22 protein-coding genes, 2 tRNA genes and 1 pseudogene are annotated in these 26,396 nt (G+C 69.0%); 14 read left to right on the forward strand and 11 right to left on the reverse strand.

The window, feature by feature from the left end; all coding sequences use genetic code 11:
• Nucleotides 1–41: 41 nt before the first annotated feature.
• The 6 genes and pseudogenes from rsmG to rpmH all read right to left on the reverse strand — a co-directional run bounded on the left by rsmG (nucleotide 42) and on the right by rpmH (nucleotide 3,497).
• The gene (rsmG, locus tag STRTU_RS17610; RefSeq protein WP_159744458.1) at nucleotides 42–767 is read right to left on the reverse strand and encodes a 16S rRNA (guanine(527)-N(7))-methyltransferase RsmG; all 726 of its coding nucleotides are present in this window, start codon (nucleotides 765–767) and stop codon (nucleotides 42–44) included.
• Nucleotides 768–901: 134 nt separating this feature from the next.
• Nucleotides 902–1,408: a Jag family protein gene (locus tag STRTU_RS17615; RefSeq protein ID WP_159744460.1), complete on the reverse strand. Its 507-nt coding sequence runs from the start codon at nucleotides 1,406–1,408 to the stop codon at nucleotides 902–904.
• A gap of 14 nt (nucleotides 1,409–1,422) precedes the next feature.
• Nucleotides 1,423–2,562 carry a membrane protein insertase YidC gene (gene yidC, locus STRTU_RS17620; RefSeq protein WP_159744462.1) on the reverse strand — a complete coding sequence of 380 codons (1,140 nt, stop codon included), beginning with the start codon at nucleotides 2,560–2,562 and terminating at the stop codon, nucleotides 1,423–1,425.
• Nucleotides 2,563–2,565: 3 nt separating this feature from the next.
• Nucleotides 2,566–2,883, reverse strand: coding sequence for a membrane protein insertion efficiency factor YidD (gene yidD, locus STRTU_RS17625; protein ID WP_006604423.1), 318 nt, complete (start codon nucleotides 2,881–2,883; stop codon nucleotides 2,566–2,568).
• Between the two features lie 86 nt (nucleotides 2,884–2,969).
• Nucleotides 2,970–3,338 (reverse strand): annotated as a pseudogene (gene rnpA / locus STRTU_RS17630) (ribonuclease P protein component); the annotation flags it as partial.
• Nucleotides 3,339–3,359: 21 nt separating this feature from the next.
• Nucleotides 3,360–3,497, reverse strand: coding sequence for a 50S ribosomal protein L34 (rpmH, locus tag STRTU_RS17635; protein WP_003949374.1), 138 nt, complete (start codon nucleotides 3,495–3,497; stop codon nucleotides 3,360–3,362).
• Nucleotides 3,498–3,875: 378 nt separating this feature from the next.
• Between rpmH and dnaA the strand changes: the two genes are divergently transcribed.
• The 11 genes from dnaA (at nucleotide 3,876) to STRTU_RS17690 (ending at nucleotide 18,753) form a co-directional block, all read left to right on the forward strand.
• Nucleotides 3,876–5,792: a chromosomal replication initiator protein DnaA gene (gene dnaA / locus STRTU_RS17640; protein WP_159744466.1), complete on the forward strand. Its 1,917-nt coding sequence runs from the start codon at nucleotides 3,876–3,878 to the stop codon at nucleotides 5,790–5,792.
• Between the two features lie 999 nt (nucleotides 5,793–6,791).
• Nucleotides 6,792–7,922, forward strand: coding sequence for a DNA polymerase III subunit beta (gene dnaN, locus STRTU_RS17645; RefSeq protein WP_030075713.1), 1,131 nt, complete (start codon nucleotides 6,792–6,794; stop codon nucleotides 7,920–7,922).
• A gap of 205 nt (nucleotides 7,923–8,127) precedes the next feature.
• The gene (gene gnd, locus STRTU_RS17650; RefSeq protein ID WP_159744467.1) at nucleotides 8,128–9,006 is read left to right on the forward strand and encodes a phosphogluconate dehydrogenase (NAD(+)-dependent, decarboxylating); all 879 of its coding nucleotides are present in this window, start codon (nucleotides 8,128–8,130) and stop codon (nucleotides 9,004–9,006) included.
• 80 nt (nucleotides 9,007–9,086) lie between these two features.
• Nucleotides 9,087–10,223, forward strand: coding sequence for a DNA replication/repair protein RecF (gene recF, locus STRTU_RS17655; RefSeq protein ID WP_159744469.1), 1,137 nt, complete (start codon nucleotides 9,087–9,089; stop codon nucleotides 10,221–10,223).
• Nucleotides 10,220–10,753: a DciA family protein gene (locus tag STRTU_RS17660; protein WP_127152033.1), complete on the forward strand. Its 534-nt coding sequence runs from the start codon at nucleotides 10,220–10,222 to the stop codon at nucleotides 10,751–10,753. The genes recF and STRTU_RS17660 overlap by 4 nt, the downstream gene beginning before the upstream one ends.
• A gap of 319 nt (nucleotides 10,754–11,072) precedes the next feature.
• Nucleotides 11,073–13,127, forward strand: a complete 2,055-nt coding sequence (gene gyrB / locus STRTU_RS17665; protein ID WP_159744471.1) for a DNA topoisomerase (ATP-hydrolyzing) subunit B — start codon at nucleotides 11,073–11,075, stop codon at nucleotides 13,125–13,127.
• A gap of 50 nt (nucleotides 13,128–13,177) precedes the next feature.
• Complete coding sequence (gyrA, locus tag STRTU_RS17670; protein ID WP_159744473.1) at nucleotides 13,178–15,802, forward strand: DNA gyrase subunit A; 2,625 nt, start codon at nucleotides 13,178–13,180, stop codon at nucleotides 15,800–15,802.
• Nucleotides 15,803–15,817: 15 nt separating this feature from the next.
• On the forward strand, nucleotides 15,818–16,495 hold the full coding sequence (locus tag STRTU_RS17675; RefSeq protein WP_159744475.1) for a DUF3566 domain-containing protein: 678 nt from the start codon (nucleotides 15,818–15,820) through the stop codon (nucleotides 16,493–16,495).
• Nucleotides 16,496–16,584: 89 nt separating this feature from the next.
• Nucleotides 16,585–16,658 (forward strand) — tRNA-Ile (locus tag STRTU_RS17680).
• A 189-nt stretch (nucleotides 16,659–16,847) separates the two neighbouring features.
• Complete coding sequence (locus tag STRTU_RS17685; RefSeq protein ID WP_003958712.1) at nucleotides 16,848–16,982, forward strand: DLW-39 family protein; 135 nt, start codon at nucleotides 16,848–16,850, stop codon at nucleotides 16,980–16,982.
• Between the two features lie 349 nt (nucleotides 16,983–17,331).
• Nucleotides 17,332–18,753 carry a hypothetical protein gene (locus STRTU_RS17690; RefSeq protein WP_159744477.1) on the forward strand — a complete coding sequence of 474 codons (1,422 nt, stop codon included), beginning with the start codon at nucleotides 17,332–17,334 and terminating at the stop codon, nucleotides 18,751–18,753.
• Nucleotides 18,754–18,806: 53 nt separating this feature from the next.
• Here the strand turns inward: STRTU_RS17690 and STRTU_RS17695 are convergent, their stop codons facing one another.
• Complete coding sequence (locus STRTU_RS17695) at nucleotides 18,807–20,351, reverse strand: serine/threonine-protein kinase (RefSeq protein ID WP_159744479.1); 1,545 nt, start codon at nucleotides 20,349–20,351, stop codon at nucleotides 18,807–18,809.
• Nucleotides 20,352–20,392: 41 nt separating this feature from the next.
• A complete protein-coding gene (locus STRTU_RS17700; protein ID WP_018092082.1) occupies nucleotides 20,393–20,941 on the reverse strand; it encodes a helix-turn-helix domain-containing protein in 549 nt (182 codons plus the stop codon).
• Nucleotides 20,942–21,068: 127 nt separating this feature from the next.
• Between STRTU_RS17700 and STRTU_RS17705 the strand changes: the two genes are divergently transcribed.
• Nucleotides 21,069–21,141 (forward strand) — tRNA-Ala (locus STRTU_RS17705).
• Between the two features lie 165 nt (nucleotides 21,142–21,306).
• Here STRTU_RS17705 and STRTU_RS17710 read toward each other — a convergent pair.
• Nucleotides 21,307–22,932, reverse strand: a complete 1,626-nt coding sequence (locus tag STRTU_RS17710) for an alpha/beta hydrolase (RefSeq protein WP_159744481.1) — start codon at nucleotides 22,930–22,932, stop codon at nucleotides 21,307–21,309.
• A 270-nt stretch (nucleotides 22,933–23,202) separates the two neighbouring features.
• Complete coding sequence (locus STRTU_RS17715) at nucleotides 23,203–23,913, reverse strand: DUF5324 family protein (protein ID WP_159744482.1); 711 nt, start codon at nucleotides 23,911–23,913, stop codon at nucleotides 23,203–23,205.
• Nucleotides 23,914–24,232: 319 nt separating this feature from the next.
• On the opposite strand from STRTU_RS17715, the gene STRTU_RS17720 reads away from it, so the two are divergent.
• Nucleotides 24,233–24,760 carry a peptidylprolyl isomerase gene (locus STRTU_RS17720; RefSeq protein WP_159744484.1) on the forward strand — a complete coding sequence of 176 codons (528 nt, stop codon included), beginning with the start codon at nucleotides 24,233–24,235 and terminating at the stop codon, nucleotides 24,758–24,760.
• Between the two features lie 152 nt (nucleotides 24,761–24,912).
• Nucleotides 24,913–25,824 (forward strand): rhomboid family intramembrane serine protease, encoded by a 912-nt coding sequence (locus tag STRTU_RS17725; RefSeq protein WP_159744486.1) that lies wholly within the window; start codon nucleotides 24,913–24,915, stop codon nucleotides 25,822–25,824.
• A gap of 235 nt (nucleotides 25,825–26,059) precedes the next feature.
• Here STRTU_RS17725 and crgA read toward each other — a convergent pair whose 3' ends face one another.
• Nucleotides 26,060–26,314, reverse strand: coding sequence for a cell division protein CrgA (gene crgA, locus STRTU_RS17730; protein WP_159744488.1), 255 nt, complete (start codon nucleotides 26,312–26,314; stop codon nucleotides 26,060–26,062).
• Nucleotides 26,315–26,396: the final 82 nt, after the last annotated feature.

The raw sequence follows: 26,396 nt of genomic DNA on the forward strand, positions 1-26,396 counted from the left end.
CTCATCTCACTGCCGGCCGCTCTCGCACCGGCAGTAGAGCATCAGCGTCGGCGCCCCCTCGACGCACGGCTCACCCGGGCCGCCTTCGCCCGCTTGGCCGCAAAGCGCACACCGCCGGGGCTCTCGCCGACCTCGACCCGCACCACGGTCGACGGCGGATCCACCACGCCCTCGCCCACATGCACCACCGAGGTCTCCACCACGCCGAGCTTGCTCAGCGCCGCCCGAGCCCCCTTGAGCTCCTCCTCCGCGGCATCGCCCTTGAGCGCCAGCATCTCGCCGTAGGGACGCAACAGCGGCACACCCCAGCCGGCCAGCCGGTCGAGCGGAGCAACGGCACGCGCCGTGACCACATGCACCTGAGGGAGCTTGCCCATGACCTCTTCGGCCCGGCCACGCACAACGGTGACATGGTCCAGCCCGAGCAGCTCGACGACCTCCTGAAGGAAGTTCGTACGCCGCAGCAGCGGTTCCAGCAGCGTGATCCTCAGGTCCGGGCGCACCAGAGCCAGCGGGATTCCGGGCAGCCCCGCACCCGAGCCCACGTCACAGACCGAGACGCCCTCGGGCACCACCTCGGAGAGCACCGCGCAGTTCAGCAGATGCCGCTCCCACAGCCGCGGCACCTCGCGCGGGCCGATGAGCCCACGCCTCACCCCGGCGTCGGCGAGCAGTTCGCCGTACCTCACGGCTTCCGGAAAGCGCTCACCGAATACCTCCTCCGCCGCCTTCGGCGCAGGAGGGAGCTCCGCTGCTTCCTCCGTCACGGGAACCGCCCTTCCTCTGGACTGCTATCTCTGCCGGGAACCCGGGCTATGCCCCGGGATAACACAGAACGCTGACAACTTTTGGCCCCGCCTGCGAGCAGACGGGGCCAAAGAAAAACGGGAGCGCTGACCGGTCAGGCCGGGAGAACGACCACTCGACGCTGCGGCTCCTCGCCCTCGGACTCGCTCCGGAGTCCGGCGGCCGCCACCGCGTCGTGGACGACCTTGCGCTCGAACGGCGTCATCGGGTCGAGCTTCACCGGCTGTCCGGTGCCCTTGGCCTCCTCCGCCGCCTTCGCGCCGAGCTCCGAGAGCTCCTCACGCTTACGCGCCCGGAAGCCGGCGATGTCCAGCATCAGACGGCTGCGGTCACCGGTTTCACGGTGCACGGCCAGCCGGGTCAGCTCCTGCAGCGCCTCCAGCACTTCACCCTCCCGGCCCACCAGCTTCTGCAGGTCACGGCTGGTCGAGTCGCTGATGATCGACACCGCCGCGCGGTCGGCCTCGACATCCATGTCGATGTCACCGTCGAGGTCGGCGATGTCCAGCAGACCCTCAAGGTAGTCGGCCGCGATCTCGCCTTCCTGCTCCAGGCGGGTCAGGGTGTCGGTGCCCTCGGTGGCAGGGGTCGTGTCCGTCACGAAAGGACTCCTTCTTACTTCTTGGTCGGGTGCTTGGGGCGCTGCTGGCCCTTGCGCTGTCCGGACTTGGTGGTGCGGGACGCGGAGGCGCCGTCCTTGCCCTTGCCGTCCTGCGTGTCCTTCTTCTCCAGCGACTGCTTCTTCGCAGCACCCTGACCGGAGCCCGAGCCACCCGATGCCGATCCGGCACGCGTACGGTTCTGCGCGCCACCGGCCGGAGCACCGCCGGTCTGCCGCTTGCTCTTCGTCTGGCGCTTGGGCTGCTGGCGGTTCTGGCGCGCTTCCTCGGCGGCCTGCTTCGCGGCGATCTCGGCCGGGGCCTCGACGATCTTGCCCGCGGCCCGCAGCCGCTCCTGGCGCTCCTCGAAGGCCTTGCTGCCGGGGGTCGGGTTACGACGGATGACGAACATCTGCTGGCCCATGGTCCACACGTTGGTGGTCAGCCAGTAGACGAGAACACCGACGGGGAAGTTGATGCCGAAGACGGCGAACATGATGGGGAAGACGTACATCAGCATCTTCTGCTGCTGCATGAACGGTGTCTTCACCGTGAGGTCGACGTTCTTGGTCATCAGCTGGCGCTGCGTGTAGAACTGCGACGCCGACATCAGGACGATCATGATGATCGTGACCACACGGACGTCGACCACGGAAGCGCCCAGGCTCTGGATCTTCTCCGCGCTGTCCATGAACTTCGCCGCCAGCGGGGCACCGAAGATATGGGCCTTCTGCGCGCTCTCCAGAAGCGGCTGGTCGATGACGCCGACCACCTTGTTCTGGGCGATGTGGTTCAGAACCTGATACAGGGAGATGAAGAACGGCGACTGGGCCAGAATCGGGAGACAGCTCGAGAGCGGGTTGGTGCCCGTCTCCTTGTAGAGCTTCATCATCTCTTCGGACTGGCGCTGCTTGTCGTTCTTGTAGCGCTCCTGGATCGCCTTCATCTTCGGCTGGAGCGCCTGCATGTTCCGCGTCGACTTGATCTGCTTCACAAAGAGCGGGATCAGGCAGATACGGATCAGCACCACCAGCGAGACGATGGACAGACCCCACGCCGCGCCACTGTCCTTGTCAAAGATCAGGCTGTAGAACGAGTGGAACTGGACGATGATCCAGGAAACAGCGATATAGAGGGGACTGAGGATCGTGTCCACGAATCAGGCTCCTTGGGCGTTGGGCTGAGTCTCGGGCTGGGCGACAGGCTCAGGGACGGTGGGCCCGCCCAGGCGGCTCCTCAGCCGCTGATGCCAAACCGGACGCTTCCGGGGAGGGACGTGGTCGACGCCACCGAGCGACCACGGATTGCATCGCAGGATGCGCCAGGCTGTCAGCGCGGTCCCTTTCACCGCGCCGTGCCGGTCGATGGCCGTGTAGCCATAGTGCGAGCACGACGGGTAGTACTTGCAGACCGGTCCCAGCAGGGGGCTGATGGTCCACTGATAGATCTTGATCAACAGCAGCAGCGGGTACTTCACTGAGCGCTCCCTCCCGGGTCCCGTCCGGGGCTCCGGGGGCCCGAGGCGCAGCCGCCGTCGGTCGCGGCCCCCGGGGGATTGCAGCCTCTCGGCGCCCCTCCCAGCAGCCGCTGAAGGGCGGCATCCAGGTCGCGGGCCAGCTGGTCGTAATCCGCCTCACCCGCGCCGGGCAGGGCCCGTACGACAACCAGGCTACCGGTGGGCAGCCGGTCCAGCCGATCGCGCATGAGATGGCGCAGCCTGCGCTTGACCTTGTTGCGCACGACAGCGATGCCAACTGCCTTGCTCACGACGAAACCCGCACGTGCCGGGGGAACGCTTTCCCCCGACCCGTGCGGGTCCGTTGCACCGCTTCGAAGATGAACGACAAGGAGCGGGCGCCCGGCCCTGCGTCCCCGGCGTACCGCGGTCGCAAAGTCCTCGCGCCGCCTCAGCCGATACTCGGTAGGCAGCACGTCATGGACCTAGGTTGCTGCTCAGGCCGACAGGCGGGCGCGACCCTTGCCACGGCGGGACGCGAGAATCGCGCGGCCGGCACGGGTCCGCATGCGCAGACGGAAGCCGTGGGTCTTCGCGCGGCGGCGGTTGTTCGGCTGGAAGGTGCGCTTGCTCACTCGGGGGCTCCAGGAATGCTTGTTGTCTCAGGAGAGACAGATGTGGGGCGTCGACTGGCTGTCACCGTGCGCCCACGAGTAGCTCGCAACGCCTAAGTGCACCGCTACACGATCACTTCGAGCGTGATCTTTGCCCATCGGAGGCAGGCGGCAGCAGCCATCGACAACTCGACCTGGTCACGGTACGCGCGGCTACGCCATCCGGTCAAACTGGCTCCTCGGCATCGCCCGCCGGCCCCTTGTCAGGACACACTATGCACAGCCTGTGGACAACAACTTGAATCCCCAGGCCCGCCCTGACTACCGTGACGGAACTTCGATTCCTTCCCGCCCGTCCTGAGAATCACACATTCGTGGGACTGTGAGAGAGCGTGCCCTGTGGCTGATGTACCTGCCGATCTTGCCGCAGTGTGGCCCCGCGTGCTCGATCATCTCCTTCGTGCGGAGGCCGACGGCCTCAAGCCCAAGGACCAGGACTGGCTCAAGCGCACCCAGCCGCTGGCGCTGGTCGCCGACACCGCGTTGCTCGCGGTCCCCAATGAATTCGCCAAGGGCGTGCTCGAAGGCCGGCTGGCGCCGCTGATCGGGGAGGCCCTCAGTCATGAGTGCGGCCGCCCGATCCGGATCGCGATCACCGTTGACGACTCCGCCGAGGAGCCCGCGGCGCAGCCCACGCCGCCCGCTCCGCCCACACCGCAGCACCAGTCGTCCCAGCAGCACCCCCCGCACCACCAGCAGACGCATCAGTCTCAGCAGCAACACGATGCGTACGACGGCTACGAAACCCGGCACGATTCCCGGCACGACGGCCGGCCGGGCTACGGACACCAGGGCGACGACCTGCCCGGCGTCCGGCCCGCCTATCCGGACTATCAGCAGCCCCGGCACGAGCCCGGCGGCTGGCCGCAGATGGGCGGCGGCCACGGTCCGCGCGACGACTACGGCTGGCAGCAGCAGCACCTCGGCGGCTACCCGGAGCGCGACCCGTACGCCTCCCCGTCGTCCCATGTCTCGCAGCATCAGCAGCGGCCGAACGACTACCGTGCGCAGGCACCCGACCGCAATGGGCCGCCACAGCACTCGGACGGTCCGCGCTCCCCTTATGACCAGCCGCGCCGCGACCTCTCCGAGCACCAGCCCGGCGGGCACACCGGGCGCTCGGGCACTCCCGGAGCCGGGCCCGGCGCCGTGCTTCCCGCGCCCAGCGGTGCGCCCAGCCCGCTCGCCGCGCAGCCCGCGCCGGCGACCGGCCCCGGCGAGCCGACCGCGCGGCTGAACCCGAAGTACCTCTTCGACACCTTCGTCATCGGTGCCTCCAACCGCTTCGCGCACGCCGCCGCGGTGGCCGTCGCCGAGGCACCGGCCAAGGCGTACAACCCGCTGTTCATCTACGGGGAATCGGGGCTGGGCAAGACCCACCTGCTGCACGCGATCGGGCACTACGCGCGGAGCCTGTATCCGGGCACGCGGGTGCGGTATGTGAGCTCGGAGGAGTTCACCAACGAGTTCATCAACTCCATCCGCGACGGCAAGGCGGACGCGTTCCGTAAGCGCTACCGCGACATGGACATCCTCCTGGTCGACGACATCCAGTTCCTGGCGAGCAAGGAGTCGACGCAGGAGGAGTTCTTCCACACCTTCAATACGCTGCACAACGCGAACAAGCAGATCGTGCTCTCCAGTGACCGGCCGCCCAAGCAGCTGGTCACCCTGGAGGACCGGCTGCGCAACCGCTTCGAGTGGGGTCTGATCACCGACGTCCAGCCGCCCGAGCTGGAGACCCGGATCGCGATCCTCCGGAAGAAGGCGGTGCAGGAGCAGCTGAACGCGCCGCCGGAGGTGCTGGAGTTCATCGCGTCCCGGATCTCGCGCAACATCCGTGAGCTGGAGGGCGCGCTGATCCGGGTCACGGCGTTCGCCTCGCTCAACCGGCAGCCGGTGGACCTGGGGCTGACCGAGATCGTGCTGAAGGATCTGATCCCCGGCGGCGAGGATGCCGCGCCGGAGATCACCGCCACCGCGATCATGGCCTCGACCGCGGACTACTTCGGGCTGACCATCGACGATCTGTGCGGCTCCTCGCGCAGCCGCGTCCTGGTAACCGCCCGCCAGATCGCCATGTATCTGTGCCGCGAACTGACCGATCTCTCGCTGCCGAAGATCGGGGCGCAGTTCGGCGGCCGGGACCATACGACCGTGATGCACGCCGACCGGAAGATCCGCGCGCTGATGGCCGAGCGGCGGTCGATCTACAACCAGGTCACCGAGCTCACCAACCGCATCAAGAACGGCTGAGGCCGGCCCACAGGACGCCCAGGGCGCTCCGGGACCCGTTCCCGGAGCGCCCTTCGTCATCCGGGGACCGCCGCCCAGCGAACACCCCGGCCTCACCGCTCCCCGCGTCCTCCCAACTTCTCTCAGCGGCCTTCTGCCGAACGCCGCCGCTCCCCGTACGTGCCTCTCCCGGACCCGTCCCGACCCGCCCGAAGTCCCGCTCCGATACGTCCCGCCGTCGTCCCAAACCTGTGGAGCGCGCCAACCGTGTTCGATTCCGCGGCGGGTCACGGCCTCCCTCCACAGATTGGGCAAGAATCTTCCGTCCACATCCTGGGGAGGGGAAAGTTATCCCTGTGGGATCCACAGGCCGGTCTGCTGACGGAGCATCGGAGGAGGTCAGCCGCGTGTGGATTTGTGGTCAACCTTCCTCCACAGGCTGTGGACAGCGGATTCGTCCACAGGGCGGCCGTCGTCTTGTCCACCGCCCGCCCACAGGCAAGCCGCTGTTGTCCCCAGCAATCCCCAGCTTCTCCACACCGCTGTCCACTGTTCGGCAACACGACACCCGCTCTCACCGGGCCGAGTGAAAGCGGTCACACCAAGTTGGTCGGTTGGGCTGTGGGGAACCTGGGTAAAGCTGGGGATGGCACTGGGGAGAAGTACCCGTCCCCTGTGCATCGGGTGTGCAGAACTTCCGGCGGTCCACAGATCCGCCCGCTTATCCACGGCCGCCACCCACAGGGGCGGTGGACAAAAAATCCGCGTTGACCTGCGCAAAAGCGGTTGTCCACGGTTTCCACAGCCCCTACTACTACGACCACGGATATCTACCGGGGAACTCGCTCGGAAACGGGGCCTGTGCACAAGTTGGCCGCCGAGCGTCCGACCGCGGTCGAGCCGACTTGACCCCGAGCCGCACCGACTGTCGGTGGCGTGCGTCAGACTGGTCTCCGGCAACCCAGCCGACGACGAAGGCCAGCAGGGCGAAGAGCCAGCAACAGCAGGAGGCGGTTTCCGGTGAAGATCCGGGTGGAGCGCGATGTACTCGCGGAGGCAGTGGCCTGGGCGGCCAAGAGCCTCCCGGCCCGTCCGCCGGTGCCCGTCCTCGCGGGCCTGCTGCTGAAGACGGAGGACGGCACGCTGAGCCTCTCCGGCTTCGACTACGAGGTCTCCGCGCGGGTCTCGGTGGACGCGGAGGTGGAAGAGGAGGGCACGGTCCTCGTCTCCGGCCGGCTGCTCGCCGACATCTGCCGTGCGCTCCCCAACCGCCCGGTGGAGATTTCCACCGACGGTGTCCGGGTCACCGTCGTCTGCGGCTCCTCGCGGTTCACCCTCCACACACTGCCTGTGGAGGAGTACCCGGCCCTGCCGACCATGCCCACCGCCACCGGCACCGTCCCCGGGGAGGTCTTCGCCGCGGCCGCCGCCCAGGTCGCCATCGCCGCCGGCCGTGACGACACCCTCCCGGTGCTCACCGGCGTACGGATCGAGATCGAGGGCGACACGGTCACCCTGGCCTCCACCGACCGCTACCGCTTCGCGGTCCGCGAGTTCCTGTGGAAGCCGGAGAGCCCGGACGCCTCCGCGGTCGCGCTGGTCCCCGCCAAGACGCTGCTGGACACCGCCAAGTCCCTGAGCAGCGGCGACACCGTCACGCTGGCGCTGTCCGGCTCCGGGCAGGGCGAGGGCCTGATCGGTTTCGAGGGTGCAGGTCGCCGCACGACGACCCGGCTGCTGGAAGGCGATCTGCCGAAGTACCGCACGCTCTTCCCGACCGAGTTCAATTCGGTCGCCGTGATCGAGACCGCCCCGTTCGTCGAGGCCGTCAAGCGTGTGGCGCTGGTGGCCGAGCGGAACACCCCGGTCCGGCTGAGCTTCGAGCAGGGTGTGCTCATCCTGGAGGCCGGCTCCAGCGACGATGCACAGGCTGTGGAGAGGGTCGACGCCGACCTGGACGGCGACGACATCTCGATCGCCTTCAACCCCGGCTTCCTGCTGGAGGGCCTGTCGGCCATCGACTCCCCCGTGGCGCAGCTGTCCTTCACGACGTCCACCAAGCCCGCGCTGCTGAGCGGCCGGCCGGCCAAGGACGCCGAGGCGGACGACGCGTACAAGTACCTGATCATGCCGGTGCGGCTGTCGGGCTGACGCCCGGGAGCGCGCGTCACGCGGGTGGCGGCATCCCGTCGCCGCTGTCCGGTGGAGCGCCGGACAGCGGCACCGGCCACGGGCCTTGGGGCGACCGGCTGACGGGCCCCTGATGAGCGGCTGAGCCCACAGGTGTGCGCGGACCTGCGGGCGTAGGCTCGGTCCCGGGTACACCAGCAACGACTACGTGCAAAGAGGGTCTCTGATGGAGCTCGGTCTCGTCGGTCTCGGCAAGATGGGCGGCAATATGCGCGAGCGCATTCGCCGCGCCGGCCACACCGTCGTCGGTTACGACCGCAACCCGGACCTGGCGGATGTCAACAGCCTCCAGGGGCTTGTGGACAAGCTCAAGGGTCCGCGGGTGGTCTGGGTCATGGTGCCGGCCGGTGCTGCCACCCAGGCCACGATCGACGAGCTGGCCGAGCTGCTCTCCCCGGGCGACATCGTCGTGGACGGCGGCAACTCCCGCTGGACCGACGACGAGAAGCACGCCGAGGAGCTGAAGGCCAAGGGCATCGGTTTCGTCGACTGCGGTGTCTCCGGCGGCGTCTGGGGCCTGGAGAACGGCTATGCGCTGATGTACGGCGGCGACAAGGACGATGTCGCCAAGGTGCAGCCGATCTTCGACGCCCTCAAGCCGGAGGGCGACTTCGGCGCGGTGCACGCCGGCAAGGTCGGCGCCGGCCACTTCGCGAAGATGGTCCACAACGGCATCGAGTACGCGATGATGCAGGCCTACGCCGAGGGCTGGGAGCTGCTGGAGAAGGTCGACTCCGTCACGGACGTGCGGGAGATCTTCCGCTCCTGGCAGGAAGGCACGGTCATCCGTTCCTGGCTGCTCGACCTGGCCGTCAACGCCCTCGACGACGACGAGCACTTGGAGAAGCTGCGCGGGTACGCCGCCGACTCCGGTGAGGGCCGCTGGACCGTCGAGGCCGCGATCGACAACGCCGTGCCGCTGCCCGCGATCACCGCCTCGCTCTTCGCGCGCTTCGGGTCCCGGCAGGACGACTCCCCGCAGATGAAGATGATCGCCGCGCTGCGCAACCAGTTCGGTGGCCACGCGGTCGAGAGCAAGAAGTAGCGGACACCGCACACACCACAGCAACCAGCAGCATCAGGCAGCAACAGCACGCAGCAGCCGGGGGAGGTCGGCGCTCAGCCATGCACGTATCGCATCTGTCCCTCGCCGACTTCCGCTCGTACGCCCGGGTCGAGGTGCCGCTCGATCCGGGCGTCACGGCTTTCGTGGGCCCCAACGGCCAGGGCAAGACCAATCTGGTCGAGGCGGTCGGCTATCTCGCCACGCTCGGCAGCCACCGGGTCTCCTCCGACGCCCCGCTGGTGCGGATGGGCGCCGAGCGGGCGGTCGTCCGGGCCGCGGTCGTCCAGGGCGAGCGGCAGCAGCTGATCGAGCTGGAGCTCAACCCGGGCAAGGCGAACCGCGCCAGGATCAACAGGTCGTCGCAGGTCAGGCCGCGGGACGTGCTGGGGATCGTCCGGACGGTGCTGTTCGCGCCGGAGGATCTGGCGCTGGTCAAGGGCGATCCGGGGGAGCGCCGGCGGTTCCTGGACGAGCTGATCACCGCGCGGTCGCCGCGGATGGCCGGGGTGCGCTCGGACTACGACCGGGTCCTCAAGCAGCGCAACACCCTGTTGAAAACCGCCGCGTTGGCGCGCCGGCACGGCGGCCGGCAGATGGATCTGTCCACGCTCGACGTATGGGACCAGCATCTGGCCCGCGCGGGCGCCGAACTGCTGGCGCAGCGGCTCGATCTGATCGCCGCGCTGCGGCCGCTCGCGGACAAGGCGTATGAACAGCTGGCGCCGGGCGGCGGGCCGCTGGCGCTGGAGTACCGCGGCTCGGCGGGCGAGGCGCTCGCCGACGCCACCAGCCGCGAGGAGCTGTACGGCGTGCTGCTGGCGGCGCTCGGCGAGGCCCGCAAGGGAGAGATCGAGCGCGGGGTGACGCTGGTGGGCCCGCACCGCGACGATCTGGTGCTCAAGCTGGGCCAGCTCCCGGCGAAGGGGTACGCCAGCCATGGCGAGTCCTGGTCGTATGCGCTGGCGCTGCGGCTGGCCTCGTACGACCTGCTGCGGGCCGAGGGCAATGAACCGGTCCTGGTCCTGGACGACGTCTTCGCGGAGCTGGACGCGCGGCGCCGGGAGCGGCTGGCGGAGCTGGTGGCCCCGGGCGAGCAGGTACTGGTGACGGCCGCGGTGGACGACGATGTGCCGGGCGTGCTGGCCGGGGCGCGCTTCGCGGTGGCCGGCGGCGCCGTCGAGAAGGTGACCCCATGAGCGAGGAGCAGCCCGACCGGCCCCGGCCGCCGGAGCTCTCCGGGGTGGATCTGGCCCGTCAGGCGCTGGTGGCCGCCAAGGAGCAGGCGCGGGCGCGGGGCGCGGCCGCGCAGCAGAAGAAGCAGGCCCGGCGTGGCGGGCTGCGTTCGGGGGCGCGGGCGGACGGCCGCGATCCGCTGCCGCTCGGCGCGGCGATCAACCGGCTGATCACGGAGCGCGGCTGGGAGACCCCGGCGGCGGTCGGCGGGGTGATGGGGCGCTGGCCGCAGTTGGTCGGGCCCGAGGTGGCGCAGCACTGTGAGCCGCAGAAGTACGACGAGGACGCCCGGGTGCTGACGGTGCAGTGCGATTCGACGGCCTGGGCGACGCAGCTGCGGCTGCTGGCCCCGACGCTGGTGGCCCGCCTCAACGAGGACCTGGGGCACGGCACCGTCAAGGTGATCAAGGTGCTGGGGCCCGGCGGTCCGGCACGGCGCTATGGATCGCTGCGCGCGCCGGGGAGCAAGGGCCCCGGCGACACCTACGGATGAGCCCCGCGCCCCCTGGGTGACCTGCGCAGTCCCCCTGTATACGGGTGAGGCGGATGAGACTCCGCTCACGGTAGCCACCGGTTGACAGTCCGAAGCGCTGAGTGCCCGCGTGAGCGTCCTGAGGCCCCGTCTCGGATATGGGGAGTCGGCGGACGCCAGTTCAGGGCGGCACATGACGACTCAGGTACCTCCAAACCCCCATGAGTGTCGGCGCCACCGGTACACTGGTAGCAATCCCGCCCACTCGCGGAACATGTCGAACGACGCAGCCGCTCCCGCCTGTCCACCTGGGGTGACCCGTACAGGCGCGGAAGGGCTTGTGCTGTGCCAGAAAGGGCGCTTCGTGGCCGACTCCGGCGACCTCAACGAGAACAACACGGCTTCTACTGACGAGGAGGTTCCTGTCGTCGCGATGGGCGACTCCGCGGTGGAGAAGTCGTACGACGCCAGCGCGATCACCGTCCTCGAAGGCCTGGACGCGGTCCGTAAGCGTCCCGGCATGTACATCGGCTCCACCGGTGAGCGCGGTCTGCACCACCTCGTACAGGAGGTCGTCGACAACTCCGTCGACGAGGCGCTGGCCGGTCACGCGGACACCATCGAGGTGACGATCCTGGCGGACGGCGGTGTGCGCGTCGTCGACAACGGCCGCGGTATCCCCGTCGGCATCGTGCCGTCCGAGAACAAGCCGGCCGTGGAGGTCGTGCTGACCGTCCTGCACGCGGGCGGCAAGTTCGGCGGCGGCGGGTACGCGGTCTCCGGTGGTCTGCACGGCGTGGGTGTGTCCGTCGTGAACGCGCTGTCGCAGCGGGTCGCGGTGGAGATCCGTACGGACGGCTTCCGCTGGACCCAGGAGTACAAGCAGGGTGTGCCGACCGCCCCGCTGGCCAAGCATGAGGCCACCGAGGAGTCCGGCACCTCGGTCACCTTCTGGGCCGACGGCGAGATCTTCGAGACCACCACCTACAGCTTCGAGACGCTGTCGCGGCGCTTCCAGGAGATGGCGTTCCTCAACAAGGGGCTGACCATCTCGCTCAAGGACGAGCGCCCGGATCACGTGGAGGAGGACGGCACACCGCTGTCGGTGCGGTACCACTACGAGGGCGGCATCGTCGACTTCGTGAAGTACCTCAACTCCCGCAAGGGCGAGCTGGTGCATCCGACGGTGGTCTCGGTGGAGGCGGAGGACAAGGAGCGGAACCTCTCCGTCGACCTCGCGATGCAGTGGAACACCCAGTACAGCGAGGGTGTCTACAGCTTCGCCAACATCATCCACACCCATGAGGGCGGTACCCACGAGGAGGGCTTCCGCGCCGCGCTGACCGGCCTGATCAACCGTTACGCGCGCGACCGGAAGCTGCTGCGGGAGAAGGACGACAACCTCACGGGTGAGGACATCCGCGAGGGTCTGACGGCGATCATCTCGGTCAAGCTCGCCGAGCCGCAGTTCGAGGGCCAGACCAAGACCAAGCTGGGCAACACCGAGGTCAAGACCTTCGTGCAGAAGGTGGTCCACGAGCACCTCAACGACTGGCTGGACCGCAACCCCAACGAGGCCGCGGACATCATCCGCAAGGGCATCCAGGCGGCCACCGCGCGCGTGGCGGCCCGTAAGGCGCGCGATCTGACCCGCCGTAAGGGGCTGCTGGAGACCGCGTCGCTGCCCGGCAAGCTGAGCGACTGCCAGTCCAACGACCCGGCCAAGTGCGAGATCTTCATCGTCGAGGGTGACTCCGCCGGCGGCTCGGCCAAGTCCGGCCGTAACCCGGAGTACCAGGCGATCCTCCCGATCCGAGGCAAGATCCTCAACGTCGAGAAGGCCCGGGTCGACAAGATCCTGCAGAACAACGAGGTCCAGGCGCTGATCTCGGCGTTCGGCACGGGCGTGCACGAGGACTTCGACATCGAGAAGCTCCGCTATCACAAGATCATCCTGATGGCGGACGCCGATGTCGACGGTCAGCACATCAACACCCTGCTGCTCACCTTCCTCTTCCGCTTCATGCGGCCGCTGGTCGAGGCCGGGCACGTCTACCTCTCCCGCCCGCCGCTGTACAAGATCAAGTGGGGCCGGGACGACTTCGAGTACGCCTACTCCGACCCGGAGCGGGACGCGCTGATCGAGCTCGGCAAGCAGAACGGCAAGCGGATCAAGGACGACTCGGTCCAGCGGTTCAAGGGTCTCGGTGAGATGAACGCCGAGGAGCTGCGGGTGACGACCATGGACACCGATCACCGGGTCCTCGGCCAGGTCTCCCTGGACGACGCGGCCCGCGCGGACGACCTGTTCTCCGTGCTGATGGGCGAGGACGTCGAGGCGCGCCGCTCGTTCATCCAGCGCAACGCCAAGGACGTCCGCTTCCTCGACATCTGAGCCCTGTCGGCCCGTACAACAGCCGCAGCTCGAAAGGACTTTGAACCACCATGGCCGACGAGAACCCCCCTGTGACCCCGGACGGCGTGACCGCCGAGGGCGCGCCCGCCGCCATCGAAGGCGTCGGGATGCGCGTCGAGCCCGTCGGGCTCGAAACGGAGATGCAGCGCTCCTACCTCGACTACGCGATGTCCGTCATCGTCTCGCGTGCGCTGCCGGACGTCCGGGACGGCCTCAAGCCCGTCCACCGCCGCGTCCTGTACGCGATGTACGACGGCGGTTACCGCCCGGAGAAGGGCTTTTACAAGTGCGCCCGCGTCGTCGGCGACGTCATGGGTACATACCACCCGCACGGCGACTCCTCGATCTACGACGCCCTGGTGCGTCTGGCGCAGCCCTGGTCGATGCGGATGCCGCTGGTCGACTCCAACGGCAACTTCGGCTCCCCGGGCAACGACCCGGCGGCCGCCATGCGGTACACCGAGTGCAAGATGGCGCCGCTGTCGATGGAGATGCTCCGGGACATCGACGAGGAGACCGTCGACTTCCAGGACAACTACGACGGCCGTAACCAGGAGCCGACGGTCCTGCCGGCGCGCTTCCCCAACCTGCTGATCAACGGGTCGGCCGGTATCGCGGTCGGTATGGCCACCAACATCCCGCCGCACAACCTGCGCGAGGTCGCGGCCGGTGCCCAGTGGGCGCTGGAGCACCCGGAGGCGTCCAGTGAGGAGCTGCTGGAGGCCCTGATCGAGCGGATCAAGGGCCCGGACTTCCCCACCGGTGCGCTGGTGGTGGGCCGCAAGGGCATCGAGGAGGCCTACCGCACCGGCCGTGGCTCGATCACGATGCGCGCGGTGGTCGAGGTCGAGGAGATCCAGAACCGCCAGTGCCTGGTGGTCACCGAACTGCCGTACCAGGTCAACCCGGACAACCTCGCGCAGAAGATCGCCGACCTGGTCAAGGACGGCAAGGTCGGCGGCATCGCGGACGTCCGCGACGAGACCTCCTCCCGTACGGGCCAGCGGCTGGTCATCGTCCTCAAGCGGGACGCGGTCGCCAAGGTCGTCCTCAACAACCTTTACAAGCACACCGATCTGCAGACCAACTTCGGCGCGAACATGCTCGCGCTGGTCGACGGGGTGCCGCGCACGCTCTCGCTGGACGCCTTCATCCGTAACTGGGTGACGCACCAGATCGAGGTCATCGTCCGCCGGACGAAGTTCCGGCTGCGCAAGGCCGAGGAGCGGGCGCACATCCTGCGCGGTCTGCTCAAGGCGCTGGACGCCATCGACGAGGTCATCGCGCTGATCCGGCGCAGTGAGACGGTCGACGTCGCGCGCGAGGGCCTGATGGGCCTGCTGGAGATCGACGAGATCCAGGCGAACGCGATCCTGGAGATGCAGCTGCGCCGGCTGGCCGCCCTGGAGCGCCAGAAGATCACCGCCGAGCACGACGAGCTCCAGCGCAAGATCAACGAGTACAACGCGATCCTGGCCTCCCCGGAGCGGCAGCGCCAGATCATCAGCGAGGAACTCGCCGCGATCGTCGAGAAGTTCGGCGACGACCGGCGCTCCAAGCTGGTGCCCTTCGAGGGCGACATGTCCATCGAGGACCTGATCGCCGAGGAGGACATCGTCGTCACGATCACCCGTGGCGGCTATGTGAAGCGGACGAAGACCGACGACTACCGCTCGCAGAAGCGCGGCGGCAAGGGCGTACGGGGCACCAAGCTCAAGGAAGACGACATCGTCGACCACTTCTTCGTCTCCACCACCCACCACTGGCTGCTGTTCTTCACGAACAAGGGCCGGGTCTACCGCGCCAAGGCGTACGAACTCCCCGACGCGGGACGGGACGCGCGGGGTCAGCATGTGGCCAACCTCCTCGCCTTCCAGCCGGACGAGCAGATCGCGCAGATCCTGGCGATCCGCGACTACCAGGCCATGCCGTATCTGGTGCTCGCCACCAAGGCCGGTCTGGTGAAGAAGACGCCGCTGAAGGACTACGACTCGCCCCGTTCCGGCGGTGTCATCGCGATCAACCTGCGCGAGCAGGAGGACGGCACGGACGACGAGCTGATCGGCGCCGAGCTGGTGTCGGAGAACGACGATCTGCTGCTGATCAGCAAGAAGGCCCAGTCGATCCGGTTCACGGCGACGGACGAGGCGCTGCGCCCGATGGGCCGGGCCACGTCCGGTGTGAAGGGCATGAGCTTCCGCGAGGGCGATGAGCTGCTCTCGATGAACGTGGTCCGCGCCAACACCTTCGTGTTCACCGCCACGGACGGCGGCTACGCCAAGCGCACCGCGGTCGACGAGTACCGCGTCCAGGGCCGCGGCGGTCTGGGCATCAAGGCCGCCAAGATCGTGGAGGACCGGGGTTCGCTGGTCGGCGCGCTGGTCGTCGAGGAGACGGATGAGATCCTCGCGGTGACGCTCGGGGGTGGCGTGATCCGCACGCGGGTCAACGAGGTGCGCGAAACGGGCCGTGACACCATGGGTGTCCAACTGATCAACCTGGGCAAGCGTGATGCCGTCGTCGGTATCGCATGGAACGCCGAGGCCAGCCGCGAAGCCGAAGAGGTCGACGGGGGCGACGAGCCCGACGAGACCGCTGCGGCGGAGGGGGCCGGACCCGCGGAGACCGAGGGCGAGCAGCCCACGGCGGAGTAACACGAGGAGTAGAGCGTGAGTGGAGCCACGGGCGCTGCGGCGGGTGGATCGGGAGCTGAGAAGGGCTCCTCGTCCAAACCCGCGACCGTGACGGAGGACAGCGCCCGTGGCTCCGCCGTTTCCGACACCGGCCCCCGGGACGAGGGCTCAGATCAAGGGGGACCCGTGACCGATACCCGACAGCCGCAGCCGCAGCCCCAGGAGAAGGCCGGGAGCGGCGCACAGCAGCCGTATCAGCCGCCTCAGGCGTATGCCACCGAGGACGGGCAGAGCGGCGGCCAGGCGGTGCGCCGGCCCCGTACGGGCGCCACCACGGCCCCCAGGACCCGCAAGGCCCGGCTGCGGGTGGCCCGCGCCGATCCCTGGTCGGTGATGAAGGTCAGCTTTCTGCTCTCCATCGCGCTGGGCATCTGCACGGTCGTGGCCGTCGCGGTGCTGTGGATGGTCATGAACGCGATGGGCGTCTTCACCACGGTCGGCGCGACGATCAGCGAGGCCACCGGCTCCAGTGACGGTGCCGGTTTCGATCTCCAGTCGTTCCTGTCGCTGCCGCGGGTGCTGCTGTTCACCTCGATCATCGCGGTGATCGATGTGGTGCTGGCGACGGCCCTGGCCACGCTCGGTGCCTTCATCTACAACCTGTCGGCCGGGTTCGTCGGGGGCGTGGAGCTCACGCTCGCCGAGGACGAGTGAAGTCCCTCGTGGGAGGGCGTTCGGGAGGCCCCGTGAACCGATTTTGGGAACGCCTCTGAAGTGCGCTAATCTTCTGGTGCAGCGAGCGCGCGGCTATAGCTCAGACGGTTAGAGCGCTTCCCTGATAAGGAAGAGGCCCCAGGTTCAAGTCCTGGTAGCCGCACTGCACAATCGGCCCGGCCGGGGAACTCCCCGGCCGGGCCGATTCGTTGTACGGAGGCGGAAGTTGGCTCGCGGTGCGTGCCTCGGAAGAGGTGTTGCCGACCGCGGGCTAGGTAACCGATCGGTATCGGTCGGTGTGTATCATCGGCCGACATAGGTCCCCTACGTCAACGAAAGACGAGGTCGCGCGGTGAAGAAGCTTCTCCTGGTCGCACTGGCCGCCATCGGCGGGCTCCTCGTGTACCGCCAGATCCAGGCGGATCGCGCCGAGCAGGATCTGTGGACGGAGGCGACCGACTCCGTGCCCGCAGGTTCGGGTGTCTGAGACCCCTCAACGCACAGCAGGTTCGTACGGACCCCGATTGCCTCCGGGCGGTCGGGGTTTCGTGCGTCTGGGGCGGACTCGGGTTTGCTATAGCACACTATTTGCTTGCAATGGCAAATCATGCTCGATGGGGCGGGTATCAAGGGCTCGGGTGCCGTGCGGTGGTCGACGGGGCTGACGTTTCACGTGGAACATCCGCTGAGGAGCCCCCAGGTCGGGTTCGCCACGGGGTGCGGCCGATGCCTCCCCGGCGATTCCGGCGCCTCGGCGGACGGGAGGCCGGGTGGCGGTGGAGGATGGTCCACAGGACGTGTGGCGGCGGGAATTCGGATCCGATGAGGGGTGGCTCGTGGTGACGGGGCGCACGACGTACAGGGGCATAGCCGTGCTGGCGGCGCTCGCCGTGGTGCCGATCCTGCCGGGGACGGTGGGCGTGGCCTCCGCCGAAGACGTTCCCCGCTACCGCATGGCGGAGGGCGCCACGAAGATCCACGGCACCGCCGGATCCGCGGACGCACCACCGCTCAAGCCCGGCCTGCACACCGACTCCATCAAGCGCGGTGAACAGAAGTGGTACGCCGTCAATCTGGATGCCAGGAGCAGCGCGTACTTCTCGGCCGTCGCGGCGCCCGCACCCGGCACCAAGGTCGCGGACTACGGCGACAAGCTGACCCTCAGCGTCCAGGACAGCAGCGGCGCGACCTGCGGCTCGGAGGCGCGGCCGTCCTTCAACGGCGGCGGCATGGCGTATCCAATCGCCGACTACGTCACCCGCCGCATCGGCGCCGACCGTACGGAGTGCCAGAAGGCCGGTCCGTACTACCTCGTCATCAGCCGTGAGGGATCGGCCACTTCAGGCCGCGACACCTGGCCGCTGGAGATCAACTACCTCAACGAGCCCCCGCTGGAGGGCAGTACCCCCGCCAAGCCCGGACAGCGCACCTGGAGCACCGCGACACCGGCACCGCGTACGGACCCCACCAAGCACCGCGCCAAGGGCGGCACCGGCTTCAATGACGCGGGCTCGGTCGACACGGGTGTCTGGCGGGACCGGATCAGGCCGGGCGAGACGCGCTTCTACCGCGTACCGGTGGACTGGGGACAGCGGCTCAACCTGAGCGCCGAGCTGCCGAACGCGACCTCGTCCCGCGCCTCCGCCTTCCTCCCCAGGGTGCTCGGACTGGGCGTCTACAACCCGGCGCGCGGTGCGGTCGGCGACCCCAGCTTCGTCTCGTACACCGGGAAGCCGGCCGCCGCCAAGGAGTTCACCGCGCCCGTCGACTACGGCAACCGCTTCGACACGACCGGCTCGGTCAACGCGATGCGGTTCGCGGGCTGGTACTACCTCGCGGTGAGCCTGCACCCCGATTCCGTGCAGTACTTCCCCAAGGGCGCGGAGCTCACCCTCCGGGTGGATGTCCGTGGCACCGCCAAGGCCGGGCCCGGCTATGCCGAGCCGACCAGCGTCTTCTCCCTCACGCCCGAGGACCGGGAGACGGCGCGGAAGGGCCAGACCGCCCAGGAGGCGTCGAAGAGCGGCACCTTGATGACGGTGGCCTACACCGGTATCGGGACGGGTGTGGTGCTGCTGATGGGGCTGGGAGCGTGGACGCTGGTGGCGCGGCGGTCCGCGGCCAGGGCGGCGGGCACGCCCGCCGGGCCGGGGGCGGTGGCCGGGCCGGGCGGTCGGCCCTCATTGCCGGGGCAGTCGACGGATCCGACCCAACACGCGCCGCAGAACCGCCAATTCGGGCCGCCACAGGGCTGGTAGCGGGCTCCCAGGGGTCGGGTGCCCCTCGGCTCCGACCGGCCCGTGGCGGTGCCTCAGGCGGCGATCAGTGCCCAGACGCCGACCGCGATGCACAGCAGCGCCACGATCAGTACGGGGACCGCGACCTTCGGGGGCGGTCCCGGCTTTCTGTACAGGGCGGGGTGTGCCGTGGCCGGAACGGTGACGGAGGCGCCTGCCGGGGGCTGCCCGGGGACGGGGAACGGGCCTGCCGTGTAGGGGCGGGTCGCGGACCGCTCCGGGGGGACGGCGGCGGTGGGCTCGTAGGCGGGCGCGGGGGGTGGGGGTGGTGTCGGGGGCATCCCGGATGAGAGGGGCATCCCGGACGAGGCGGGCGGGGCGGACGGCGTGCTGTGGCCGGTGGGCGTGACGCCGTGGCCGGTGGGCGTGCCGTTGTGGCCGGTGAAGGCGCCGCTGTGGCCCGTGGTGGGGTGGCCGTGGCCGGTGGGCGTACTGCCGTGGCCCGTGGACGTGGTGCCCGGCATCGGCATCGGCATCGGCATCGGCATCGGCATCGGTGTGGGCGCAGGCGTCGGGGGCGGTGTCGGGGCCGGTGCCGGTGCGGGGGCCGGTGTCGGCGGAGTGCTCGGCCCCGGCGGGGCGAGCTGGAAGCTGCCGGTGTCCGACATGGAGACCTGCCCGGTGGCCCCGGTGCCGGTGGTGGCCCCGGCCGTCGCGGGCCCCGCCGCGTCACGGGTACGCAGCGGCCCGTCCGGCCCGAAGCCGGACGGCAGCGGCCCTATGTGGTCGAAGACTTCGACGATCTCTTCCTCGATCGTCGCCTCCGGCAGCAGTTCGACCGCCGACAGAATCGCCTTACGCGCCCCGGTGGCCGTCTTGAACCGCGCGTCCGGATCCGGGTGGACCAGGGACGCCAGCACCTGCCACAGAGGCTCCGGGACATCCTCGGGCGCGTTCGGGATGCCGTGCCCGGTGAAATGCCGGCTCATCGCCTCGGCGTCCGGCTTGGTGCCGGTGATCAGATAGAGCGCGACCAGGCCGACCGCGAACAGGTCGGCGGGGAAGTCGGGTTCGGCGCCCAGCAGTTGCTCGGGAGCGAAGTAACCGGGCGTGCCCACCACATAGTTGGCCTCGGTGAGCCGTGGCTCGCCCTTGCGCATCGCGATGCCGAAGTCGGACAGCCGCAGATGCGGCCGCCCGGTGCCGGTGGCCTCCAGCAGGATGTTCGCCGGCTTGATGTCACGGTGCACCACCCCCTCCGCGTGCACCGCGGTCAGCCCGGCCAGCAGCTGATCCAGCAGAGTGCACACGAACCGGGGCGACAACGGGCCGTAATCGCCGATCAGATGCGCCAGCGAGCCACCGTTCACCAAGTCCATGGTGAACAGCACCTTGTCGTCGTCCGCGGCCCAGCTCGCCGGGGCCAGCACATGCGGATGGTCGATCCGCAGCGCCTGTTCGCGGACGAAGCGCAGCAGGGTGTGCGCGTCGCTCTGCTGCAGCACCTTGGCGGCAACGTAGCGGCGGCGCCGGGCGTCCCAGGCGCGCCAGACCGCGCCGACCCCACCCCGGCCGATCGGGTCGATCAGCTCATACCGACCGGCGAAGACCTCACCCATTGCGCCCCGTCCGCTGTCCGAACCTGCGACGTCCCCTGTGGCTAACTCTGGTGCGCCTCGTAATGGGCGACCGCGTCCGCGGTGCGGCCGGCACCGTAGACCCGGAGGAACTCTGCCAGTTCGGGGTGAGCCGGGGCGAGGGTGTTCGCCGCATCGATGATGTCCCCGGCGTCGGCGACCGACCGCAGCAGCGACTGGATCTCCCGCACCACGCGCCGCACCGTGGTCGCCCCCGTCGACGACGTCTGCTGCGCGGTGTTGTTGAGCACCGAGCCGCCCGCCGTCTTCTTGATCTCCTCCATGCGGTCGGTGGCCTCGGCGGCGCTGACGCTGCCGTCGGCGACCTGGCCGGCCAGATCCTGCAGCGCCTGCACCCGCTGCACCACGGCCGGGTTGCCTATCTTCGCGCGCTGCCCGCTCATCAGCTGGGACAGCATCGGGGCGGACAGCCCGAGCACACCGGCCAGCCGGGCCTGGTTCAGGCCGAGATCGTCGATGAGACGGCGGAACAGCGCACCCAGAGGCTCCCCGTACCAACTGCGCTGCAGCTCCCGGGCCCGCGCGGTGGCTTCCTGCTGTGCTGAGTCCATACCGTCTCCCCTGTCTCCCCGATCGCTTCGCTGCCGCGAATCTCGCGAAGCATCCTACGGAGAGCAACGGTCCGCGGCGATACCCGGTCGGGAAAGCGGCCGGACACCGGGTACCCTGGTGCGCGAAGGGGCCTTAGCTCAGTTGGTAGAGCGCTGTCTTTGCATGGCAGATGTCAGGGGTTCGACTCCCCTAGGCTCCACTCATCAAATGCCCCCTGTACTGCGGAAACGCGGTTTCAGGGGGCATTTTTGGCGCGCATGTGGTGCGCCCGTGTGCGCACGGCGGGACCCCGCAGGGAGGTCCCGCCGCTCTTCAACGGGTCATGCGGCAGTGGGTCATGCCGTGAGGGGCAGGACGACCGGGCTCAGAACCGGTCCGGGGCCCGCTGCGGGAGCGGAGAGCCGGGGAGCAGGTCCCGCTTCTGGTTCTTCCGCTCCGCCGCGTGGGAGTCGGCCTTGGCCTTGCAGGTCACGTCCTTCGCCGGGAGCGTGCCGGTGAGCAGGTAGGTGTTGACCGTGCCGTCCGTGCACGCGTTGCCGTTCGGGTAGACGGCATGGCCCTCGCCGCCCAGGACGGTGAGCATTTTCGAGCCCTTCAGGTCGGCGTGCAGGGCCTGACCGCTGGGCAGCGGGGTCTGCGGATCCCACTCGTTCTGGACGATCAGGGCGTCGGCCCTGTGGTTCACCTTGGTCGCCGGTTCCGCGGACTTGCCCCAGAAGGCACAGGGTTTGATGTTGGACGCGAAGTCACCGAAGAGCGGGTAACGGCCCTTGTCCTTGATGGCGTCCCGGCGGTAGCTCTCCGGATCGCGGGACCACGCGGCCGAGTTGTCGCCGCACACCACGGACCAGAAGCTTGCCGATCCGTTGTCGGCCGGCTCCTCGGCAGCGGCGGCTGTCGCCCCGGTGGTCCCCTCGGATCGGGCGAAGGGCGCGAGCTTCTTCCCGGAGACGGGCTTGCCGGCCGCGGCCTTCTTCAGCTCCACGACTCCCTCGGTGGCTTCCTTGGGGGTGAAGACCCCCTGGCGCATTCCGCTGCGGACGTCATCACCGCTGACCGACCGCCCCTCTAGCTTGATGGGCTTCTCGTCGGCCTGTGCGACCAGGTCCCAGAGGGTCCGGTCGACCTTCTTCGGGGTGTCACCGAGGCCGTACTTGCCCGAACGCTCGGCGGCCCACTCGGTCCACCGGTCGAACGCGGGCTCGGCGCCCTCCGCCCACCACTGGATCATCCCTCGCCAGGCGCGCGCCGGATCGACCGCGCTGTCCAGCACGAACCGGTCGGTCCGGCCCGGGAAGAGCTGGGTGTAGACGGTGCCCAGGTAGGTGCCGTACGAGTACCCCACGTACGAGATCTTCTTCTCACCGAGGACCGCCCGGATCAGGTCCATGTCACGCGCGGTGTTGCGCGTGGTGATGTGCGGGAGCCGGTCGCCCGCCTTCTTCTTGCACTTCTGCGCGAGGTCGCGTGCCCAGGCGACGTCCTTGGCGAAGGTCTCCTTCTTGTACGGCCGCAGCCAGGTCTGCTCCTTCGACCCCAGACCGCAGGAGACCGGGCTGCTCTGTCCCACCCCGCGCGGGTCGAAGCCGATGAGGTCGTACTTCTGCTGTGCGGACTTGGGGAGCTGATCCTGCATGCTGAGCGGCATGTAGAGCCCCGATGCCCCCGGGCCGCCAGGGTTGGAGAGCAGAACACCGTGCCGCTTACCGGGCGCGGTGCTCTTGATCCGGGATATGGCTATGTCGATCCGCTTGCCCCCGGGGGCCCGGTAGTCCAGCGGCACCTTGATCTTGGCGCACTCGAACTCCGCCGGAGACTTGGCCTGGCACCGCTTCCACTGCGGCTTCTGCTGCACAAAACGGTCCAGCGCGCCCTTGGCGGCGGACGGGGTGGCGGCCGCGGCGGCGGTGGCCGTGGAGGTGGCGAGCGCGGGAGCCAGCAGCGCCGTGACACCGACAGCCAACAAGGGCGCGAGAGATCTTCTCCGCACGTAATCGTTCCTTCCGGTCGCGTGTTCGGACAGGAACGATCATTCAGCGGGCGTGCGTCACTCACATCCGCCGCGCGGCCCCACTGCCCTCCCTCTTGGGAGGGATACGACGGGCCTATATGGCTCCCTTGGCGTAGGGATGTTCGGTGCCGGGCGTCGGCCATCGGCCATACGCGGCCGGGCCGGGCCCGTCACCCCGGTGAAGGGGGACGGGCCCGGCCCGGTCAAGGTGTCACGGGTCCGGCGGGTGAGCCTGCCGGGGCTCCGGTGTCAGGCCTTGCCGCCGCGGCGTTCGTCGGCCTCGGTCTGTTTGGCCTGGACGTCGGGGTCCAGGGGGGCGCCCTCGCTGCCGTCGACCGCGCTCAGCCGGCCGCGGTCGCTGACCTCGGTGGGCGCCGGGGGCTCGACCAGCCAGTCCGGGTTGGCCTGCTTGTCCCACCACTTCCAGGCGGCGATCGCCCCGCCGGCCAGGATGCCCAGTACGGTGAGGCGCTTGGCGAGCTTGCCGCACTTGGCGCGGCGGCTGTGCTTCTTCTGGAGCTTGGCGATCTCGGCGGCGGTCACCTGGCCGCGGAGCGCGGCGAGCGCGGCGGTACCGCGGGCCAGAGCCTCCTCGCGCACCGGCTCGGCCGCGGCGCGGGCGTGGGTCACCGCGTGCTCCAGCCGCGGTGCGGTGTAGTCGGCCGCCTGGCGGGCCGCCTTACGGGTCCGGCAGGCAGCCCGGGTCGCTGCGGCGTCCACCTTGGGCGGCAGCGTGCCACGGGCGTGCTCGATACGCGGGTGCAGATGCGCGTCGTACTGCACACGTGCCTGATGAGCGGCCTCGGTCACCTTGGGAGCCGCTCGCGTGCGGGCCTCGTGAGCGAAGTGCACGGCGGCTTCCTTGGCCGTACCGGCATACGGAGCCACCACCTCCGCGGCGTGCCGCACGCTGTCCTTGGCCGTATCGGTCGCGGCGCGCACGCTTTTCTTGCGGGTCACGGGATCCTCCTCCTCGGTGGCGTGTCCGGGGCTTGGGGGTTGGTCCCCCGTGTCTTCTCTGTCGCCTGTCCACCCGTTTGGAGATCATGCCCGCTCATGCGTCGCACGGCATGTGCGAGCGGGCATCCGGGTCATTACGGACCTTCCGGAGTCTTGTTGACGACAATGCCACGATTCGCCGCTCCCGGCGCAGGAAATCCATGCGAAAACCGTCAACAGATGCGGGCAGGACGGCGCGCACGGGCGGCACGGAGGCCATTGGCGGGCCGGTCCATGCGAGGATCAGGAATCGTCAGTGAAGACTTATGGAAGGTAGATCGTGGCTGAGCAGCTCTACGCCACCCTGAAGACGAACCAGGGCGACATCGAGATTCGGCTCCTGCCGAACCATGCACCGAAGACGGTCAAGAACTTCGTCGAGCTCGCCAAGGGTGAGCGGGAGTGGACCCACCCGGCGACCGGTAAGAAGTCCACGGACCGGCTCTACGACGGCACCGTCTTCCACCGGGTGATCAGCGGTTTCATGATCCAGGGCGGCGACCCGCTGGGCAACGGCACCGGCGGCCCCGGCTACGAGTTCGGGGACGAGTTCCACCCCGACCTGGCCTTCAACAAGCCGTACCTGCTGGCCATGGCCAACGCCGGGCCCGGCACCAACGGCTCGCAGTTCTTCGTCACCGTCGGGGCGACCGCCTGGCTGACCGGCAAGCACACCATCTTCGGTGAGGTCAGCAACGACGCGAGCAAGAAGGTCGTCGACGCCATCGCCGCCACCCAGACCAACCCGCGCACCGACCGTCCGCTCCAGGACGTGGTGATCGAGTCGGTGGTCATCGAGACCCGCTGACCCGCGTCACGAGCCCCGGCCGGATCCGGGGAACCATTGCGCCCCGCCCGGTCGTACATCAGGCGGGGCGCGACGCTCGTCCACGGGGCGGAGGCCGGGCGGAAAAGGCGTCGTGCCGACGCGCCCGGACGGAGAAGAGGACGAGGGGACGGATGGACCAGGTGCCAGGCAGCCCGAAGGAGCCGCAGGACGTACGGGGTGACGAGGGCCTGCCGGGCTGCCACCGCCACCCGGATCGCCCCACCGGCATCCGCTGCACCCGCTGTGACCAGCCCATATGCCCTGAGTGCATGATCAGTGCCTCGGTCGGCTTCCAGTGCCCGGACTGCGTACGCAACGGTGCCGGCACCGGCCATGCTCCGCAGGCCGCCGCGCCGCGCACGATCGCGGGCGGCACGATCGCGGCCGATCCGCGGCTGATCACCAAGATCCTGCTGGGCATCAACGCCGCCCTGTTCATCGCCGTGCTGGCGACCGGCGGTGAGATGAGCGAGCTGGTCGACCGGCTCGCTCTGCTCGGGCTCGATCAGTACGGGTATCAGCCCGTCGGCGTGGCCGCGGGCGAGTGGTACCGCCTGCTGACCGCGATGTTCCTGCACCAGCAGATCCCGCACTTCGCGTTCAACATGCTCTCGCTGTGGTGGCTGGGGCCGCCACTGGAAGCGGCGCTCGGCCGGCTGCGGTTCACCGCGCTCTATCTGCTCGCCGGCCTGGGCGGCAGCGCCCTGTCGTATCTCCTCGCGGCGCAGGGCCAGCCCTCACTGGGTGCGTCCGGAGCGATCTTCGGGCTGCTCGGTGCGACGGCGGTGCTCCTGCGGCGGCTGAATTACGACATGAAGCCGGTGCTGATCCTGCTCGGCATCAACCTGGCCTTTACGTTCCTGTGGCCGCACATCGCCTGGCAGGCCCATGTCGGCGGCCTGGTGGTGGGCGCCGCGGTGGCGTTCGGGATGGTGCATGCGCCGCGCGAGCGCCGGACGCTGATGCACGTGGCGACCTGCGCGGTGGCGTTCCTGGCGGTCATCGCGGTGGTATGCGTACGGACCCTGCAGCTGGTGGGCTGAGGGTCCGTCCCGTCACGTTGTCCACAGTGCGTGGCCGATCTTGTGCATGCTGTGCGGAACGTTCGTTCCGTTCCGCTCCAGCCTGCGTTTCCCCAGCAAGGACAGGGGGAGCCGACGGCCGACGGAGGGTGCCGCCGATCACACCGGCGTCAACCTCCGGAGGGTTATCCACAGATCTTCTGAAGTTTTCCCCGGCTGTGGATAACTGTGTGGATGGCCTTGGGCAGGGCTTGCGCTACTTCCACTGTGTGGATACGCCGAAGCCCACCGCGATGAAGCCGAAGCCGCACACGATGTTCCAGTTGCCCATCGCCCCGATCGGCAGATCGCCCTCGGACACGTAGAACATCACGATCCACACCAGCCCGATCAGGAACATCGCCAACATCAGCGGCGCCACCCAACCGCGGCCTGAGCTCATCTTCAGGTTGGTGGTCTTCGCCGGCGGCGGCGTGAAGTCGTCCTTCTTGCGGATCCGTGACTTCGGCACGAGGAACTCTCCTGTCGATGCGCTGCTCCCCCGCTCTCGGCGTCGCCTGAGCGGGCGGTGCCCCCTCCGCGGGGGAGTGATG

The sequence above is a fragment of the Streptomyces tubercidicus genome, assembly GCF_027497495.1.
In the GTDB taxonomy this organism is placed as follows: Bacteria; Actinomycetota; Actinomycetes; order Streptomycetales; family Streptomycetaceae; genus Streptomyces; species Streptomyces tubercidicus.